General features: G+C 61.5%; 14 protein-coding genes. 6 read left to right on the top strand and 8 right to left on the bottom strand.

Annotation, left to right across the window (positions count from 1 at the left end):
* Positions 1-128 precede the first annotated feature (128 nt).
* Positions 129-899 carry a CPBP family intramembrane glutamic endopeptidase gene (locus NMP98_RS07010; RefSeq protein ID WP_254860814.1) on the top strand — a complete coding sequence of 257 codons (771 nt, stop codon included), beginning with the start codon at positions 129-131 and terminating at the stop codon, positions 897-899.
* A gap of 3 nt (positions 900-902) precedes the next feature.
* Here the strand turns inward: NMP98_RS07010 and NMP98_RS07005 are convergent, their stop codons facing one another.
* From NMP98_RS07005 to gatC, 3 genes are all read right to left on the bottom strand, one after another.
* The gene (locus NMP98_RS07005; RefSeq protein ID WP_254860813.1) at positions 903-1,487 is read right to left on the bottom strand and encodes a metallophosphoesterase; all 585 of its coding nucleotides are present in this window, start codon (positions 1,485-1,487) and stop codon (positions 903-905) included.
* A 70-nt stretch (positions 1,488-1,557) separates the two neighbouring features.
* Positions 1,558-2,826, bottom strand: coding sequence for an Asp-tRNA(Asn)/Glu-tRNA(Gln) amidotransferase subunit GatA (gene gatA, locus NMP98_RS07000; protein ID WP_254860812.1), 1,269 nt, complete (start codon positions 2,824-2,826; stop codon positions 1,558-1,560).
* A complete protein-coding gene (gene gatC / locus NMP98_RS06995; protein ID WP_254860811.1) occupies positions 2,823-3,092 on the bottom strand; it encodes an Asp-tRNA(Asn)/Glu-tRNA(Gln) amidotransferase subunit GatC in 270 nt (89 codons plus the stop codon). Before gatC ends, gatA begins: the two co-directional genes overlap by 4 nt.
* Positions 3,093-3,291: 199 nt before the next feature.
* Here gatC and NMP98_RS06990 point away from each other — a divergent pair, with 199 nt between their 5' ends.
* Complete coding sequence (locus tag NMP98_RS06990; RefSeq protein WP_254860810.1) at positions 3,292-4,266, top strand: transcription initiation factor IIB; 975 nt, start codon at positions 3,292-3,294, stop codon at positions 4,264-4,266.
* Positions 4,267-4,324: 58 nt separating this feature from the next.
* The gene (locus NMP98_RS06985) at positions 4,325-4,723 is read left to right on the top strand and encodes a universal stress protein (protein WP_254860809.1); all 399 of its coding nucleotides are present in this window, start codon (positions 4,325-4,327) and stop codon (positions 4,721-4,723) included.
* 5 nt (positions 4,724-4,728) lie between these two features.
* Here the strand turns inward: NMP98_RS06985 and NMP98_RS06980 are convergent, their stop codons facing one another.
* From NMP98_RS06980 to NMP98_RS06965, 4 genes are all read right to left on the bottom strand, one after another.
* Positions 4,729-4,878 carry a hypothetical protein gene (locus NMP98_RS06980; protein WP_254860808.1) on the bottom strand — a complete coding sequence of 50 codons (150 nt, stop codon included), beginning with the start codon at positions 4,876-4,878 and terminating at the stop codon, positions 4,729-4,731.
* 43 nt (positions 4,879-4,921) lie between these two features.
* Positions 4,922-5,989, bottom strand: coding sequence for an asparagine synthase C-terminal domain-containing protein (locus tag NMP98_RS06975; RefSeq protein ID WP_254861295.1), 1,068 nt, complete (start codon positions 5,987-5,989; stop codon positions 4,922-4,924).
* A complete protein-coding gene (locus tag NMP98_RS06970) occupies positions 5,989-6,666 on the bottom strand; it encodes a PHP domain-containing protein (protein WP_254860807.1) in 678 nt (225 codons plus the stop codon). The genes NMP98_RS06975 and NMP98_RS06970 overlap by 1 nt, the downstream gene beginning before the upstream one ends.
* 362 nt (positions 6,667-7,028) lie before the next feature.
* A complete protein-coding gene (locus tag NMP98_RS06965) occupies positions 7,029-7,685 on the bottom strand; it encodes a helix-turn-helix domain-containing protein (RefSeq protein ID WP_254860806.1) in 657 nt (218 codons plus the stop codon).
* Positions 7,686-7,794: 109 nt separating this feature from the next.
* Here NMP98_RS06965 and NMP98_RS06960 point away from each other — a divergent pair, with 109 nt between their 5' ends.
* The 3 genes from NMP98_RS06960 (at position 7,795) to NMP98_RS06950 (ending at position 10,409) form a co-directional block, all read left to right on the top strand.
* A complete protein-coding gene (locus NMP98_RS06960; RefSeq protein WP_254860805.1) occupies positions 7,795-9,435 on the top strand; it encodes an NADH-quinone oxidoreductase subunit D in 1,641 nt (546 codons plus the stop codon).
* A gap of 2 nt (positions 9,436-9,437) precedes the next feature.
* A complete protein-coding gene (locus NMP98_RS06955; protein ID WP_254860804.1) occupies positions 9,438-9,743 on the top strand; it encodes a DUF7562 family protein in 306 nt (101 codons plus the stop codon).
* A gap of 252 nt (positions 9,744-9,995) precedes the next feature.
* Entirely contained in the window at positions 9,996-10,409 is a 414-nt protein-coding gene (locus NMP98_RS06950; protein ID WP_254860803.1) for a TRAM domain-containing protein, read from the top strand.
* Between the two features lie 809 nt (positions 10,410-11,218).
* On the opposite strand, the gene NMP98_RS06945 is transcribed toward NMP98_RS06950, so the two are convergent.
* Entirely contained in the window at positions 11,219-15,301 is a 4,083-nt protein-coding gene (locus NMP98_RS06945; protein WP_254860802.1) for a tetratricopeptide repeat protein, read from the bottom strand.
* Positions 15,302-15,475 lie beyond the last annotated feature (174 nt).

The raw sequence follows: 15,475 nt of genomic DNA, 5'->3' as shown, positions 1-15,475 counted from the left end.
GATTCAAATGGCAGCTATATTGTACTTCGAGATGGAGGTCAATCGGTACTGCACCTGATTCCGGTGCCGTTCCGAACTCCCCACGGGGAGCGTGTGGGCTTTTCACCCCGCCGGCCCTACGGCCTCCAATGGCTCCACTCGATAGTTCGTCGGGTCCAATCGACGCGGTCGCCGGTCGGATTCCGTCGCCCGTACTTGCCCTCCTCACCGCCCTCCTCCTCGCTGTCGTGGGTCTCGGTGGTGGAAGTCTCATCGGGCTTGCCGTTGCGGAGGCGCTCGGCTCCGCCGGCATCGACCTCCCGTTGGTCGCGTCGACGGTCCTCTCGACGGTGTTGTTGCAAGGCCTCACGTTCTTCGGCCTCTCGGCGTTTTACCTCCGGTATCGTGGGTTCGACCTCGAATACGTGGGCGTCCGAACCCCGGACCTCGAAGGATGGATTTACGTCGGGGCGGGGTACGTCCTCGCGTTCGTCACCGCCATCACGATGATTTTCGTCGTCGTGTTCCTGCTTGGGTTGACGCCCGCACAGAACCGGGCGGGTGAACTCGGCCAGCAGGACCCCCGTATCTTCCTCGTGCTCATCGTGCTCGCGTTCGTCCTCATCGGTCCTGGCGAGGAGTTGCTGTTCCGCGGTATCATCCAGAGTCGCCTCCGAGAGACGTTCTCGGCGCCCGTGGGTCTCGCTTTGGCGACGGCCATCTTCGCCGCCGCCCACGCGGGGTCGCTCAGCGGACCCACTTCGGGCGTCGCGCTCACGATTACGCTTTTGTTCTTCCCTGGTCTCGTCTTCGCGATTACCTACGAGATGACCGACAACGTCGTCGTCCCGGCGATTATCCACGGATTGTACAACGCGACGCTGTTCGCGTTGGCGTACATCTCGACCGTTGCGGGGTGAGGATTACGTCGCAGTCCTTAGCAGTTCGTCGGCAGCTGCTCGGTCGCGAACGAATCGTCGGCCGCGTTCCTCACAGGCCTCCAACAGCCGTACGATGGACGGAAGGGCCACCGGCCGGTAGTCGAGTAACTCCACGCCGACATTGACGCGCTTTTCGTCGGTTCGGACGAAGGGGTACTCCTTGGGGTGGTTGTTGTGGTGATGGCCGTGGAGTACCCACCCGTTCCACCACTCTGGAGTATCCTCGGGACGATGGGTACAGTAGAAGCGGTACTCGCCGGCTTCGAGCACGCAGGACGAGACGACCGGGTAGTCGACCGATTCGGGGTCAAGTGCGGCGTCGTGGTTGCCGCGGACGAGAACGGCGGAGTCCGACAGTCGACCGAGCCACTCGCCGGTCTTCTCGCCGTCCCGCATCGCCATCGCCACGTCGCCGAGGTGATACAGGGTGTCGTCCGGGTCGACGGTTTCGTGAAACCGCGAGAGCAGCACGTCGTGCATCTCGCCGACGGAGGTGAACGGGCGGTCGCAGTAGCCGATGATGTTGTCGTGGTCGAAGTGGTGGTCGGAAATCAGATAGCGCGTCATCGAAGCCCCCGCCGAGCGGTTCGACGCGGGGAAAATAAGCCTTCCTCGGGCGTGTGAATCGATAGCGTGGTCAGGCCAGCGCCGAGCCGGCGCGGATGAGCGTCTCCTCCTCGAAGGCTGGTCCGACGAGTTGGAGGCCGACCGGCCCCTCGTTGGTTTCGCCGGCGGGCACGGAGATTGCGGGGAGGTTCGCGAGGTTGACGGGGACGGTGTTGGCGTCGGCGAGGTACATCTGGAGGGGGTCATCGAGACTTTCGCCCAACTCGAACGGCGGGACGGGCATCGTCGGCGAGGCCAACACGTCGACGGTCTCGAAGGCCTCGTCGAAGTCCTGTTTCACCCACGCACGGGCGTCTTGGGCCTGCTTGTAGTACTTGTCGTGATACCCCGCAGAGAGGGCGTAGGTACCGAGCAGGATGCGCCGTTTGACCTCCTCGCCGAAGCCCTCCTCGCGGGCGTTGGCGAAGGATTCGTTCCAGTTGCCCTCGTAGCCGCCCGACTTCCCGTAGCGGACGCCGTCGAAGCGCGCGAGGTTCGACGACGCTTCGGACATGGCGATGACGTAGTACGCTTGGACGGCGGTTTCGACGGACGGCAGTGACACCTCCTCGGTCGTCGCGCCCTGCTCGCGGAGGTCATCGAGTGCCGCCTCGAAGGTCTCACGGACTCTCTCGTCGGCGCCTTCAAGCAGTTCGGTGGGAACGCCGACAGTGAGGCCGCCGACATCGCCGTCGGCAGCGTCGACGTAGTTCGAGTTCGCCCCTTCCTCGCGGGTGGTCCCGTCGTTGGGGTCGGGACCGGCGATGGCGTCGAGCACCGCGGCGGCGCCCTCGACGGTCGGTGCCAGCGGGCCGATTTGTTCGAGCGAGTTGGCGTAGGCGACGAGTCCGTATCGGGAGACGAGGCCGTAGGTCGGCTTGATGCCGACGACGCCACAGAAGGCGGCGGGACAGCGGACGGACCCACCGGTGTCCGAGCCGAGTGCGGCGTCGGCCTCGCCGGCGGCGACGGCCGCGGCAGAGCCCCCCGAGGACCCACCCGGGACGCGCCCCTCGGCGGCGGGGTTCTCCGTCGCCCCGAACGCCGAGGTTTCGGTGGTCGTCCCCATCCCGAACTCGTCCATGTTGGTCTTGCCGACGATGGTCGCACCGGCGGCTTTCAGTCGCTCGACGACGGTGGCGTCGTACGGCGGCACGTAGTCGTCGAGCATCGCCGAGCCACAGGTGGTGCGGACGCCCTCGGTGGAAATGTTGTCCTTGACGGCGACGGTGACGCCGTCGAGGGGGCCGTCGTCGGTCGGTTCGATGGTCGCTTCGGTGATGAACGCGTTGTAGCTCATGAGACCTTCGGCCCCTTGAAGTAGCCGTCCTCGGTCTCGGGAGCGTTCTGTAGTGCCTCCTCCTGTGAGAGGCTCTCTCGGACCTCGTCGGGTCGCATCACGTTCGCCAACTCGGCCTCGCGTTCGACTTCGGGCACGTCGTCGAGCGCCTCGAAATACTCGAGGATGTCGCCGAACTGCTCGGTGAACAGTTCGACTTCCTCGTCATCGAGGTCGACCCGGGCCAGCGAAGCGACGTGGCGGACCTCCTCGTCGTCGACAGTCATGTTCCCGAGTGGGCGTGGGATGTCACTAAGGGTTTCGAATGGTTCGCTCCTCACACTCCCCGTGGGACGGTCCCGAGTGAACGGAGCGAGAACCGCAGACCCTCCGGAGAGACCGTCCGTTGCCCAAATATTTAAGTTGTAGCCACAGCAACAAAATATACGGCCGGTTCTTTCAGCAACTGCTGACTTCACACCCAAAATGACCGATTCCACCGTCAGACGCTTCCAGGAGGAGAACGCCCGAGACGAGAACGAACGGGAGGACGAGGAGGAAGACGAACTCGTCTGTCCGGAGTGTGGGGGGCGACTCGAATCCGACACCGAACGCGGCGAGACAGTCTGCAGCGAGTGCGGACTGGTCGTCGAGGAGGACGAAATCGACCGCGGACCGGAGTGGCGCGCCTTCGATTCGGCCGAAAAAGACGAGAAATCCCGCGTCGGCGCCCCGACGACGAAGATGATGCACGACGAGGGGCTGTCGACGAACATCGGCTGGCAGGACAAAGACGCCTACGGCAACTCCCTGTCGAGTCGCCAGCGCCAGAAGATGCAACGCCTGCGGACGTGGAACGAGCGGTTCCGCACGCGGGATTCGAAGGAGCGCAACCTCAAGCAGGCACTCGGCGAAATCGACCGCATGGCGAGTGCGCTCGGACTCCCCGAGAACGTCCGGGAAACCGCCTCGGTCATCTACCGGCGGGCCCTCGACGACGACCTTCTTCCGGGGCGGTCCATCGAGGGTGTCGCCACGGCGTCGTTGTACGCCGCCGCTCGACAGGCCGGGACGCCCCGCAGCCTCGACGAGGTGGCGAACGTCTCCCGCGTCGGCAAGGACGAAATCGCTCGCACGTACCGCTACGTCGCCCGCGAACTCGGTCTCGAAATCGAACCCGCCGACCCGAAGAGCTACGTCCCGCGGTTCGCAAGCGACCTCGAACTCTCCGACGAGGCCGAACGACGCGCGCGCCAACTGCTCGATAGCGCCCAGAAGGCGGGCATCCACTCCGGGAAGTCGCCGGTCGGCCTCGCCGCCGCCGCGGTGTACGCCGCCTCGTTGCTCACCAACGAGAAGGTCACCCAAAACGAGGTCAGCGAAGTGGCCGACATCTCGGAGGTCACCATCCGCAACCGGTATCACGAACTGCTCGAAGCCGAAGAGGACATCGCCACCTGATTTTCCGGCGCTGTTCGCAGGGGGAGTATAATGATGGAGGCCTTCGTAGGACGACTGCATGACCGATATCCTACTCGCTGTCGACGACGACGAAAGCCGCGCACAGCTGCAGGCCGAAGCGGTCGCGGACCTCGATTGGGCTGACGGCAGTACGACCGTGACCGTCGCTCACGTCTTCACCGACAACGTCGAGGGCGCCTCGATTAGCCAGTTCGCGCCGGCACGCGTCGCCCGCGACATCCTCGAAGAGAACGGCATCGACGTGACGCTCGAAGAGAGCAGCGGCGACCCCGCCGACCAAATCATCAGTCTCGCCGAGCGACGCGACGCCGACCTCGTCTGTGTCGCCGGTCGCAAGCGCTCGCCCGCGGGGAAGGCCGTCTTCGGCAGCGTCTCACAGACGGTGATGCTCGACAGCGAGGTTCCGGTGTTGTTCTGTCCGTTCGAGGAGGAGTGAGTACGTCACGACCGCAGCAGTTTGTAGAACATCGGCGCGAGGACGACGGCGAAGGCGACGAACAGCCACCATGGCATCAAGAGGCCGAAAATGACGAGAAACAGCAGTCCGATGACGGAGATAACGAGCTTCTCTCGTAGGCCGAGTCGTCGCATATCAGGCGTGGATGGCCCACTTTCCTAAACGTTCGGTCTATGCTCACTCCACGAGCGAGTCGATGTACTGTCCGACGTGGTCGTCCATCCGGCGTTTGAAGCCTGCCTGTCGAGCGAGGCGGTCCAACTCCCGAGAGACGAGGCTGCCGTACTGGACGGCCTTCTTCTCCCGCGTCCGGGCCGACTCCGGCAGGAAGTCCGCGGCCCGCCTGAGCGCGACTTTTCGTTCTTCGCCGTCGACAAGGAGATGGCCCGGCAGCCGAAGTGCCGCGGCCACGACCCGGTCGTCCAACAGCGGCGCGATGGGTTCGACGCCCGCCGCACGGAGGGTCAACACGTCTCGCTCCAACTGTGCCGGCAGCGAGGCGATGACCTCCCGCGTTGCTCCGCGGACGGTATCCGCATCGACGCGGGGGTCCTCAGGCGCTTTCGCCACCTTCGCGTAGCCGCCGAACAGTTCGTCGGCGCCTTGCCCGACCGCGAGGCGGTCGTGGCCATCGGCGGCGACGCGCTCGGCGACGAGATACAGCGGTAAGGCGATAGCGATGTCCATCGGGTTCGACCGACCCGTCGCGGCGACGAGTTCGGGGACGGCACGTTCGAGGTCTGCGTGGGTGAACTCGACGACGGTGAGGTCACGGCCGAGCACCTCGGCGGTCGACCGCGCCGCCTCGATGTCGTGGCTCCCCTCGAAGCCGCCGACGTACAGTGGGCCGTCGAGTCGGTCGGCGAGTATCGCCGAGTCGACGCCGCCCGAGAAGGCGATAGCTGGCGTCGACTCGATTGCATCGACCGACTCCGTCACCGCGGTTCGGACCTCCTTGACCGCCCGCTCGTCGTCGGCGTAGCGGTCGGGATTCGGCAGCGTCCACACCTGTGTGTCGCCGTCGCCGTCACGCAGGTGGCCCGCCGGGACCGGGTCGGGGTCGTCGAGGTCGGTCGGGTCGAACGACCACGCCGTGTGGTCGTCGGCCTCCGAAAAGAGAGGATACCGTCCGAGTACGTCGCGGACGAGCGCGTCGTCGAGTTCGCCGGCGAAGCCCTGCGTTCCCGGCAGGGGGTCGCGAGCGTCGAGTGCGCGCTGGACGACGGCGGCGTCCGCGCCGTCCATCACCATGGCAGCATCGAGGCGACGCGTCGTTTCACGCCGCCGCTGAACTGCTGGATGCTGATGAACCACGGCGTCCGCTTGCCGACGACGCTCGTGCGCCCCTCGACGATGGCGTCGAGGATGCTGTCGACGCTCTGGTGGTAGGCGTCGACCTCCGTGACGGCTTGCCCGACCATCTCGGCGATGTGGGCGTCGCTGCCGGCGGTCATCGGCAGGTCGTACTCGCGGGCGAACTGCTCGGCCTGACGATTCGAACGCCCCGTGAACAGCCGAGAGTTGTACACCTCGATGGCGTCGGCCTCGGCGAGCTGTTCGCGGGTGACGTGCGGTGCGACGCCGTGTCTGGACTTCTGGAACGGATGGGGGACGACGGCGATACCCTCGGCCTCGTGGATGCGGTCGAGGGTCTCGTCGAAGCTCTTGCCTGCCGGAATCAACTCCTCGACACCCAACGCGAGGATGTGCCCGGCGGCGCTGGAGACCTCCATCCCCGGGATGCCGACGAGGCCGTACTTCTGGGCCTTGGCTGCGGCTTCGAGCGAGGCGTCGATTTCGTCGTGGTCGGTAATCGCGAGCGCGTCGAGGCCCACGGCTTCGGCCTGCTCTAACAGTAACTCGATGGGATCCCGCCCATCGTACGACAACTCGGAGTGTGAGTGGAGCTCGACCGACAGCACGGGCGGGGGTTGACGGGCGGGTGAGAAAAGCGCCTCGGTTACTTCGTCTCCTAATCAGGTAGGAGGTGCCAACGGCCATCGCTCGCTGGATACGGTGGCACCGTTTTCACAGAGGTTGAACCCGCAGATTTTCAATCTCTGAGATGCGATATACCGAGGTCGGTCCGCTCAATCGACTTCTCCTATTTTTGTTTAGACGTTCTCTCTTTTTGGCTGGTTTCGGCTTGTTCGCCTTCCGTTCGATTTGCCTCTCTTAGCCTTACCACTACCGCAGGCGTTCACCGTACGCATACTGCGGATGCTCGAATGCGAAAGCTACTGTCGCCCAGTTCGCGTATAACCACGAGATTCTCGAGGCGAACTCAATGAACGATTTCGGCGAACACCCGTTCTTCGACTTTTCGAAGGTGTTCACCTACCGTTCCTGGGGCGATTCCGACAACCTCGCTGATATCCTCAAGCGATGCCTGGCGAGGTTCACGATAATACCCCACATCAACTGCTGCCTCAAGCACCTCTTCTTGTCGAGGGGTGATTATCCTGTTAAACGATGATTCGTCCGCCTCAAAGTCACCCATGTCGAGAATGTCGAACGTCACAGAGTCCACCTCTTCAGCGTACCCAGACAGTTTTCTGAACGTCTCATCAGTTCCTAAGTAGGTTATTTTCAGGTAATCCTCGGGGGTGAAGTGGATTGGTGTCTCGATTATCAGAAGTGAGTCTCGTTGCAGTTCCAAGGCCCGACGAACGTCTTCTGTCGGTTCAAATTGGCTCACAGCCATCCACCGATCTTCGCCAGCAGTAAGATAATCGACAACGTGGGGCGAGTCCTCCATAATTTCCTTGTACCGTTCTTGACTGCCACTTGCCTCAGCAAATAGCAACACCGTGTCATCACCAAGTAGCTCGATATGATGAATCGCCCTCCGTTTGATAGACGGCTCCTCTGTCAGTTTCTCACCGAGTGGATGGAACCCATTCCTCCCATCCGGTTTGACCAATACAGTGAGATATCGCATACGATAACCCAACGGGTGCGTGATTAAAACGCCCAATCGCATTTAAATCCCACCACAGGTGAGGCAGCGTACCTACCGTACTACGCCGGGAACTGGCTTGTTGTGGACGATGCAACAGCAACAACGCTCGACCCTCGACCGGCTCGTCGATGAGACGGTCACAGCCCTCCCCGATGACGCCATCATCGGCCGCACATCACACGAGCACGCTCTGGCAGTCGTAATCCGAGCGGACTGTGTTCATAAGGTCCTCTCGGCGCTCCGCTCGGAGGCGGGATTCGACCACTGCTCGTGTGTGACCGCCCAAGAGTACGACGACCGCTTCGAGACGGTGTATCATCTCACCAGCTACGATGACCGGACTCGCGAACTGTCAGTAATCGTTCCGACGACGAAGGACGACCCGGTCAGTGAGTCGGCCACGTCGGTCTACCGGACGGCCGAGTGGCACGAACGAGAAGCCTACGACCTCGTCGGCATCGAATACGACAGCCACCCCGACCTGCGCCGCATCCTGCTACCAGAAACCTGGCAAGGCCATCCGCTGTCGATGGATTACGACCCGAGCCAGTCACAGGTCGTGCCACTACGTGAGCATGCAAACCCCATCAAAGAGGACAGGAGGCAGGGTGATACGATGTTTCTCAACATCGGCCCACACCACCCTTCGACCCATGGTGTGCTCCATCTAGAGGTGGTCTTGGACGGTGAGCAAGTGGCCGACGTGGACCCCGACATCGGCTACATCCACCGCTGTGAGGAGCAGATGTGCCAGCAGGGAACCTACCGCCACCAAATCATGCCGTACCCTGACCGCTGGGACTGGGGCGGGGCGGGCCTCCTCAACGAGTGGGCGTACGCCCGCACCATCGAAGATTTGGCAGGTATCGAGGTCCCCGAGTACGCTCAAGTGATTCGGACGATGAGCGCCGAGCTGTCACGTATCCTCTCGCATTTGCTATTCACTGCGATGTATGCGCTGGATGTTAGTGGGGAGTTCACCGCTGCCTTCATGTACGGGTATCGGGACCGGGAAATCGTCCAAGACCTCCTAGAGGACCTCACCGGCCAGCGGCTGATGTTCAATTACTTCCGGGTTGGCGGGGTGGCCTGGGACATCCCTGAGCCGCGGAAGGAGTTCTTTGAGAACGTGCGCGCCTTCACCAACGACCTCCCGCGGAAGCTCAGCGAGTATCATGACCTGCTGACGAGCAACGAAGCCTTCCAAGTCCGCTGTGTTGACACCGGCGAGCTGCCACCTGACATTGCAAAGCAATACGGGGTCACCGGGCCGGTTGCCCGCGGCTCCGGTATCGACTACGACATCCGGCGGGACGACCCCTACGGCTACTACGACCGTCTTGAGTGGGATGTGGTCACCGAGGACGGCTGTGACAACCTCGCTCGCGTTCTTGTCCGACTGCGGGAAATCGAGGAGTCGGCAGCCATCATCGATCAGTGTATCGACTTGCTCGAAGCGTGGCCCGAAGAGGAGCGTACGTTTCAGGCCAACGTGCCACGGACGCTGAAGCCCTCCGGCGAGTGCTACAGGGCCGTCGAGGGCGCCAAGGGAGAACTCGGTATCTACATCCGGGCCGACGGAACCGAGACGCCCGCACGGTTCAAAATTCGTGGACCGTCGTTCTCGAACCTCTCGGCGCTTCCGGCGATGGCTGAAGGGGAGTTCGTCGCCGACCTCGTTGCGACCCTCGGGAGTCTCGACACCATCATGGGGGAGGTCGATCGGTGACCATGACTTCCTCGACACTGTGGGTCGGTGATGCCGACCGGCAGGTGACTTGTATCGCCTGTGGTGAGACGCTTGCCCGTGAGGACGCCCGCGAGTACGACAAACACGGCGACCGCTGGAATCGCGACGGCAAGGAGTTCGAGTACCTCTGTAAGCCCTGCCACCGCGAGTGCTGTCACCAGAACCGCGATGGCCTTGAGACGACGCTGGTCGCAGCCGACGCCGGTCGAACCGACCGCAAAACGTTCCTCAGACGGTACTGCCGGTCGGTCGCTGATGACGCAGAACCGAACTGGACGGAATCATAATGGACACATCACTTCGGCGGGTGTCCGCCCGGCCCCTGCTGCGAGCGATGAAGCAGTATAGTCGCGGCGCTGTCCACCGATATTTCTAGAAATCAGAGCAGCGTCGGAATGTTTGAGCAAATGCGTGGATGGTGGAACAAGAATCTCATCAAGGGGTACGCGTGGGGTTTTGGGACTGAACAGCTCGGAGAGAAGGCTGAATCGGTGAAACAAAGAACCAGCCGTCTCAAACCACGAAAAGTAACATCTCACATGGAGCTTCCAGACCAACTACGGAGTCTGTTTTCCACCCAAATCGACGCCACCGACGACACCTATCGAATTGAGATTCCCAAACGAGACGTCGAACTCGGGACGCTACAGGAACACGAAACGTACCGCGTCGCCATCTTTTCGGCGCCCTCCTCGACGGCGGACACCGACACCACAACGGACTCGACGCCCGACCGTGCTGCGCCGACCCCACCGGTAACAGAGGGAGAGACACGCAACGTCGAAATCGAGCACCTCGGCGACCAGGGCGATGGCATCGCACGCGTCGAGCGGGGGTATGTCGTAATCGTCCCCGACACTGACCCCGGCGAGCGCGTCACCATCGAAATCACCGATGTCCGAGAGAACGTCGCCTTCGCAGAGGTTACCGAGCGACTCAGCTACTACGACTAGTGCTTCACACCTACCGAGCGGTCCCAGTACGGCCCCCGCCCAACCCGCAATTTTGGCCCGTAGAAACCACCGTCACCGATAGTTTCCGCGCACTCTCGATCGCTCGGTATGGGAGACGGAGTTACCAGTTAACGCAGGCGCTGTATTGATTATCTGGTCGGCATTGCTCCGAACACGGTAAGCAGGAGCGCCGGGAGCATGATTACCAGAAATTGCCACTGGTTTTCGTCTGTCCACCGCCGCACCCGTGGCGAGCGAAGTCGGAAGACGGCAGCCAAAGTAAATAGGAGACAGCCAACTGCGGCGATGGAACGGCTTGTAAGTGCCATCCAGACTACGAAGGGTAGCATCCCGACAGCAACACACACGTCTGCTCCCTTCTCCCAGTCCATAGTCTTCCGTAGCCGAGTCACCAAAATAATTGTTCCTGAACAGAGAAATCGAATGTCTGTTGAACAACAACTCTCCGCGAGTGGATGAACTGTGATTGATTATCTGTCGGTCCGCAGGCGTCAGCGACCGGCTGTTTCAGATGAGAATTTCGACAGAGCCTCAAGTTTCATGATCGGCCCGAACATCCGCACAGTGGCTGTTATCGTCTGTGAAAACTCACTAGGCTCCCGACACAGTGACACCCGAATATTCGCTATCTCTTGGACTCGCATTCAAGCGGCCCTCTAACAATCAAATCGAGACGCCAAACACTCTCCTGTAGATTGCGGCAGCGAGACACCATATCCAAATCGACAGACGACGACCGATTATAAACGTCTGGTGTTGGGAGCCGTCGATATAGAAAATCAAGATATTCACTGTGGAGAGACATCGTCGAGTCGTTCGCGGTGGTGGTCCAATGGCAGGCTCGAATCTTCGATTCGACCACGAGCCCGCTGGTAGAGCGTTCTGGCGACCTCATCGTCGCCATACTCGCGTTCGATTTGGACGTGGAGACGGAGCACTCGGAGTTCATCAGGGAGGAGGTCCATCTCGCGAAGCGACGAAAGCGCTTCATCCCGTTTGTTTCGTGCGGTCTCAGTCTCTCCTTCAGCGATATCGATAGCCGCGAATGTACCCCGATACAGAGCCTCTTGCCGAGGATTCTCGACTTCCACGTCGATATCGAGGCTCTCCTCGAAGCGAGTCCGGGCGTCGGTGAGACGACCCCACAGTAGCAGCGCCGTTCCCAAATCCCTCAGCACCTCGGCTTGGTTCCGTTTATCGTCGAGGTCTCGAAAGCTGTTGAGACTCTGTATGTAGTGCTCCGTGGCGTCCTCGTACTCCTGTTGGCTCCGAGCCACCTCTCCAAGCGTTTTGAGCACTCTGGCTTCTCCCTGGCTGTGTCCGATCTCTCGAGCGATGTCCAGACTCCGGTTGAGATATTCGGTCGCCGCCTCGTAGTCGCCCAGTTGGTGGGCGACTTCCCCGAGAAGATTGAGGCAGAGACTCTCTACAGGAGCGTGGTCGAGATCTCTCGCGATTTCAAGACTCTGTTCGGTATGTGTTCTCGCTTGGTGGTACTCGCCCAAGAGAAGCGCGAGGGTCCCGAGGGGGACTCGAATGGATACCGTATCGGCTGGGGTACCGATGTCCTGGAAAATTTCGAGACTCTCTTGGTAGTAGCGTCTGGCACGCACAAACTGGCCACCGTCTCCGGCAATCTCACCGAGACGCTCAAGGAGTGCCCCTTCGGCCTTGCGGTCCTCGAGGTCACGGAGAATATCGAGGCTCTGCTGGTAGTACTCAGTGGCTGTTTCGAACTCCCCACGACTGTGTGCAATATCGCCCAGATTGCTAAGACTCGCCGCTACCTCTCGGCTGTCGTCGAGATCGCGGTAGATGTCGAGTCGCTGTTCGTGGTAGGACGTAGCTTCTTCAAGATTCCCGCGTTCTTGCGCGAGATTTCCGAGATTGGTGAGTACCATCGCCTCGTCTCCGCGCTTATTGATGTCACGGACGATTTCGAGACTCTCGTGATAGTACTCATTTGCTGCCTCGAGGTCCCCGCGTGATCGCGCGATAATACCGAGGCTGTTGAGGGTTCCCGCCTCACCTCGGCGGTCACCGGATTCACGACAGAGAGACAGACTCTCCCGGTAGTACGCTTCGGCTTGCTCGATGTTCTCGCGCTCCTTGGCGATATCGCCGAGGTTTGTGAGACTAGAGGCTTTCCCGCGAGGGTCATCAATCGCATCGAATAGTTCGAGACTTCGTTCGTAGTATTGCTTGGCTTGCTGGCGGTCCCCGGCCTGTTCACTCACTGTTCCGAGCCCTTCGATACTTTTCGCTTCACCCAAGCGGTCACCGATGTCACGACAGATGGCGAGGCTTTGCTGGTGGTACTCTCGGGCCGACTCAAACTCTCCGAGAGAGTGGGCAACGCTTCCGAGTGCGGTGATGACGCGGGCCTGCATTCGACGGGACCCAGACTCACGATAGATGTCGAGACTTTGCTGGTGGTATTCTCGGGCCCTCCGGTACTCGCGCATCTCCTGTGCGAGTGCGCCCAGATTGTTGAGGCTCTGTGCCTCCCCGAGGGAGAATCCGATGTCCTGGACCAGTTCGAGGCTTTGTTGGTAGTGCTTTTCGGCTGTCTGATACTCTCCGAGCACGAGTGAGATGTTCCCGAGGCTGTCCAAAGCACCGGCTTCACCGACGGGGTACCCGGCCGATTGGCAAATATCGAGACGCTCCTCGTGAATCTCTTTTGCCTTCTCCGGGTCGCCCCGTTGGTGGGCGATGGTTCCGAGTCCCGCAAGAGCGGAAACCTTGGCTCTTTCGGTGAGGTTCTGTGACTGCTCTAGGACCGCCTCGTACTCCGATTTTGCGCTATCTATCGAGCCGTTCTGGAGGTGTGCCCACGCCCGACTGAGGCGGGTCTGTTGTCGGGTGCTGTCCGGACAACACTCCGGCAACGCATAGCGAGCCGTCGCCGATGTTCCAACGAGTGGACCCAAAATCGGCCATTCACGGCTGAGGTCCATCACCGACCTGACGTAGTCGTCGGCCGTCTCGGTCGAGTGGGTTTCAATCTCCGCCACCACCGATGACTGCGGAAACTCCCGCGCCGTCGATTCGCGGTGGTTGAGTTCATCGAAGAGCCGAAACAGGGCCTCCAGACACCGACCGGTCCGTGGCTCAGAGCGACTCCGCCGTCGGCTGTCGGCCTGCTGGTCAGCATGGTCTTGGGCCAGCACACGCAGATACAGCGTCGACCACAGGGGATGGGTTGCGCGTGTTTGCTCCCCCGTCTCGACCGGATAGAGGAACCACCCCGTCAGCGCCTCGCGAATCGCGGCAATCTCATCGTGGGTGTCGATATCGTGTCCGTACTCGTACCCGAGTGCGTGGACCAACTCGGGATGGATGCCGATTCCACTGGCGTTCAACAGGTTCACCATCACGGCTACGTCTGCCAGTAGGTTGGGATTGAACTGTGTGAGGTCCCGGAGAGACTGCTCATCGGCCGGCCGTTCGATAGTTTCGTACCGCGACCGAACGTGTCCCTCCAAGCCGGTCGCTGCCCGGCCGTCGTTCTCTATCGAATCGATGCCCAGTGGCAAGTGAAATGCCAGGAGCATGAACGCGCCGAAGCCTTCGACATCCTCGCTGCGGACCGTCTCGTATAGGTCAGTGACCGACTGTGAGACCGTTCGTCCGGTGGCGTCCTCGAACGCATCGACGACCCGCTGTACGTCTGCTTTTGAAACCACCGGCAGGGTGTATGACGTCACGTCGTCGATAATCGCACGCGTCCGGCGTGTCATGGATTCGTCGTAGGCACGTGCCCCCATCTCATCGTCCAGTTCCGAGACGCGAGCGTCCAAAAGGAAGCTCACATCCGGGTCGTCTTCGTATTCCTCCACCACCCGCAGTACGGCTCTCGCGTCCGAACGCACGACATCTTCAACGACAACGAGGGCGTGACCCTGTCCCTGCTCGATAGCCCGTCGAAGGGCGTCGCGACTCTCGAATCGCCTCCCCGCGCGGTCTGTGTCACGGTAGAACACCGGCCCGGTCTCGTCATCGCGATACCACTCGATTGCGACCTGCTTGCAGAGCGTGCTTTTCCCGCTGCCGGCCCGACCGATGACCAGTCGGTTCGTCCCTGTTTCGAGCGAATCCAACAGTTCGCTACTGGCAGTGTCCGCTTCGATACCTGTCCGCTGTGCCGGGATATCTGCCGCGACATCTGCGAGACTGAACGTCGTCCGCCAAGACAACTCGGGGGTGACCGGTGCCCGCTGGAAGTACGCGGGTGACAGCTGGCGGAACCCCTCGTTGCGAGCGTCCTGTGTGAGCAACTGCTCGCCGATTTCGGTTAGTGTCGTCAGTCGTTGCTGGGCGCCCTCCAGTTGGTCCGAGAGATGCAGTCCTAACTCTTGTTGGAACACGTCAGCGAGGTCAGTTCCAGCGATGCGGTGCTGGAAGTCGACCAGCGCCTCACGGTACGCCTCGGCGACGGCGTCGGTCAGTGCCTCCCGCAGTTGTGGAGTGTTTGCGATATCGAAGCCTTTCGCCGTCGCGATTGCCTCGACGATTTCCTGTACTGCGTCCGTCCCGTTATCGGACCGGAACAGAACTTCGAGTTGGTCTCGCTCTCGTTGCTTTTCGACCGGCTGGCTGGTGTCCCCCGGCAGCCCCGCGAGTTCGGCGATGACGGCCTCCCAGTTGTCGGAGACTTCTGTGAGTTCGTTCGTCTCCGTCCGTGCATCCACGTCGGCAATCGACTGCCGCAGTGATTTGCTGAACTCGGTTGCCACATGTTCGAGGTCCTCTCGATGGACCCGTTGCCGAATCACGTCCCGTGCCTTCCGTGACGCCACCCCAGACCCCGCAGTGATTCCGGTCGCAGCGAGATTGACGAAAAGCGAGACGGCCTGCTCTTCGACCATATGCAGACACGAGCCCTATCCGGGAAATAACTGTTCACCGCGATAGGATTCGGTGCTTCAGTCATCGGTGATGGCTTCGCCCCACCGATAGGTGAGCAGATACTCGCGCGGTCATCGGCCGCAGCCGTCCCTTCGAGCGTGACGGGCGTTCCGAGTCCTTCTGCCAGCCCGACG

The sequence above is a fragment of the Natronomonas gomsonensis genome, assembly GCF_024300825.1.
Classification (GTDB): Archaea; Halobacteriota; Halobacteria; order Halobacteriales; family Haloarculaceae; genus Natronomonas; species Natronomonas gomsonensis.
Note: the sequence above shows the minus strand (reverse complement) of the source record. Positions and strands in the feature narration are given on the sequence as shown.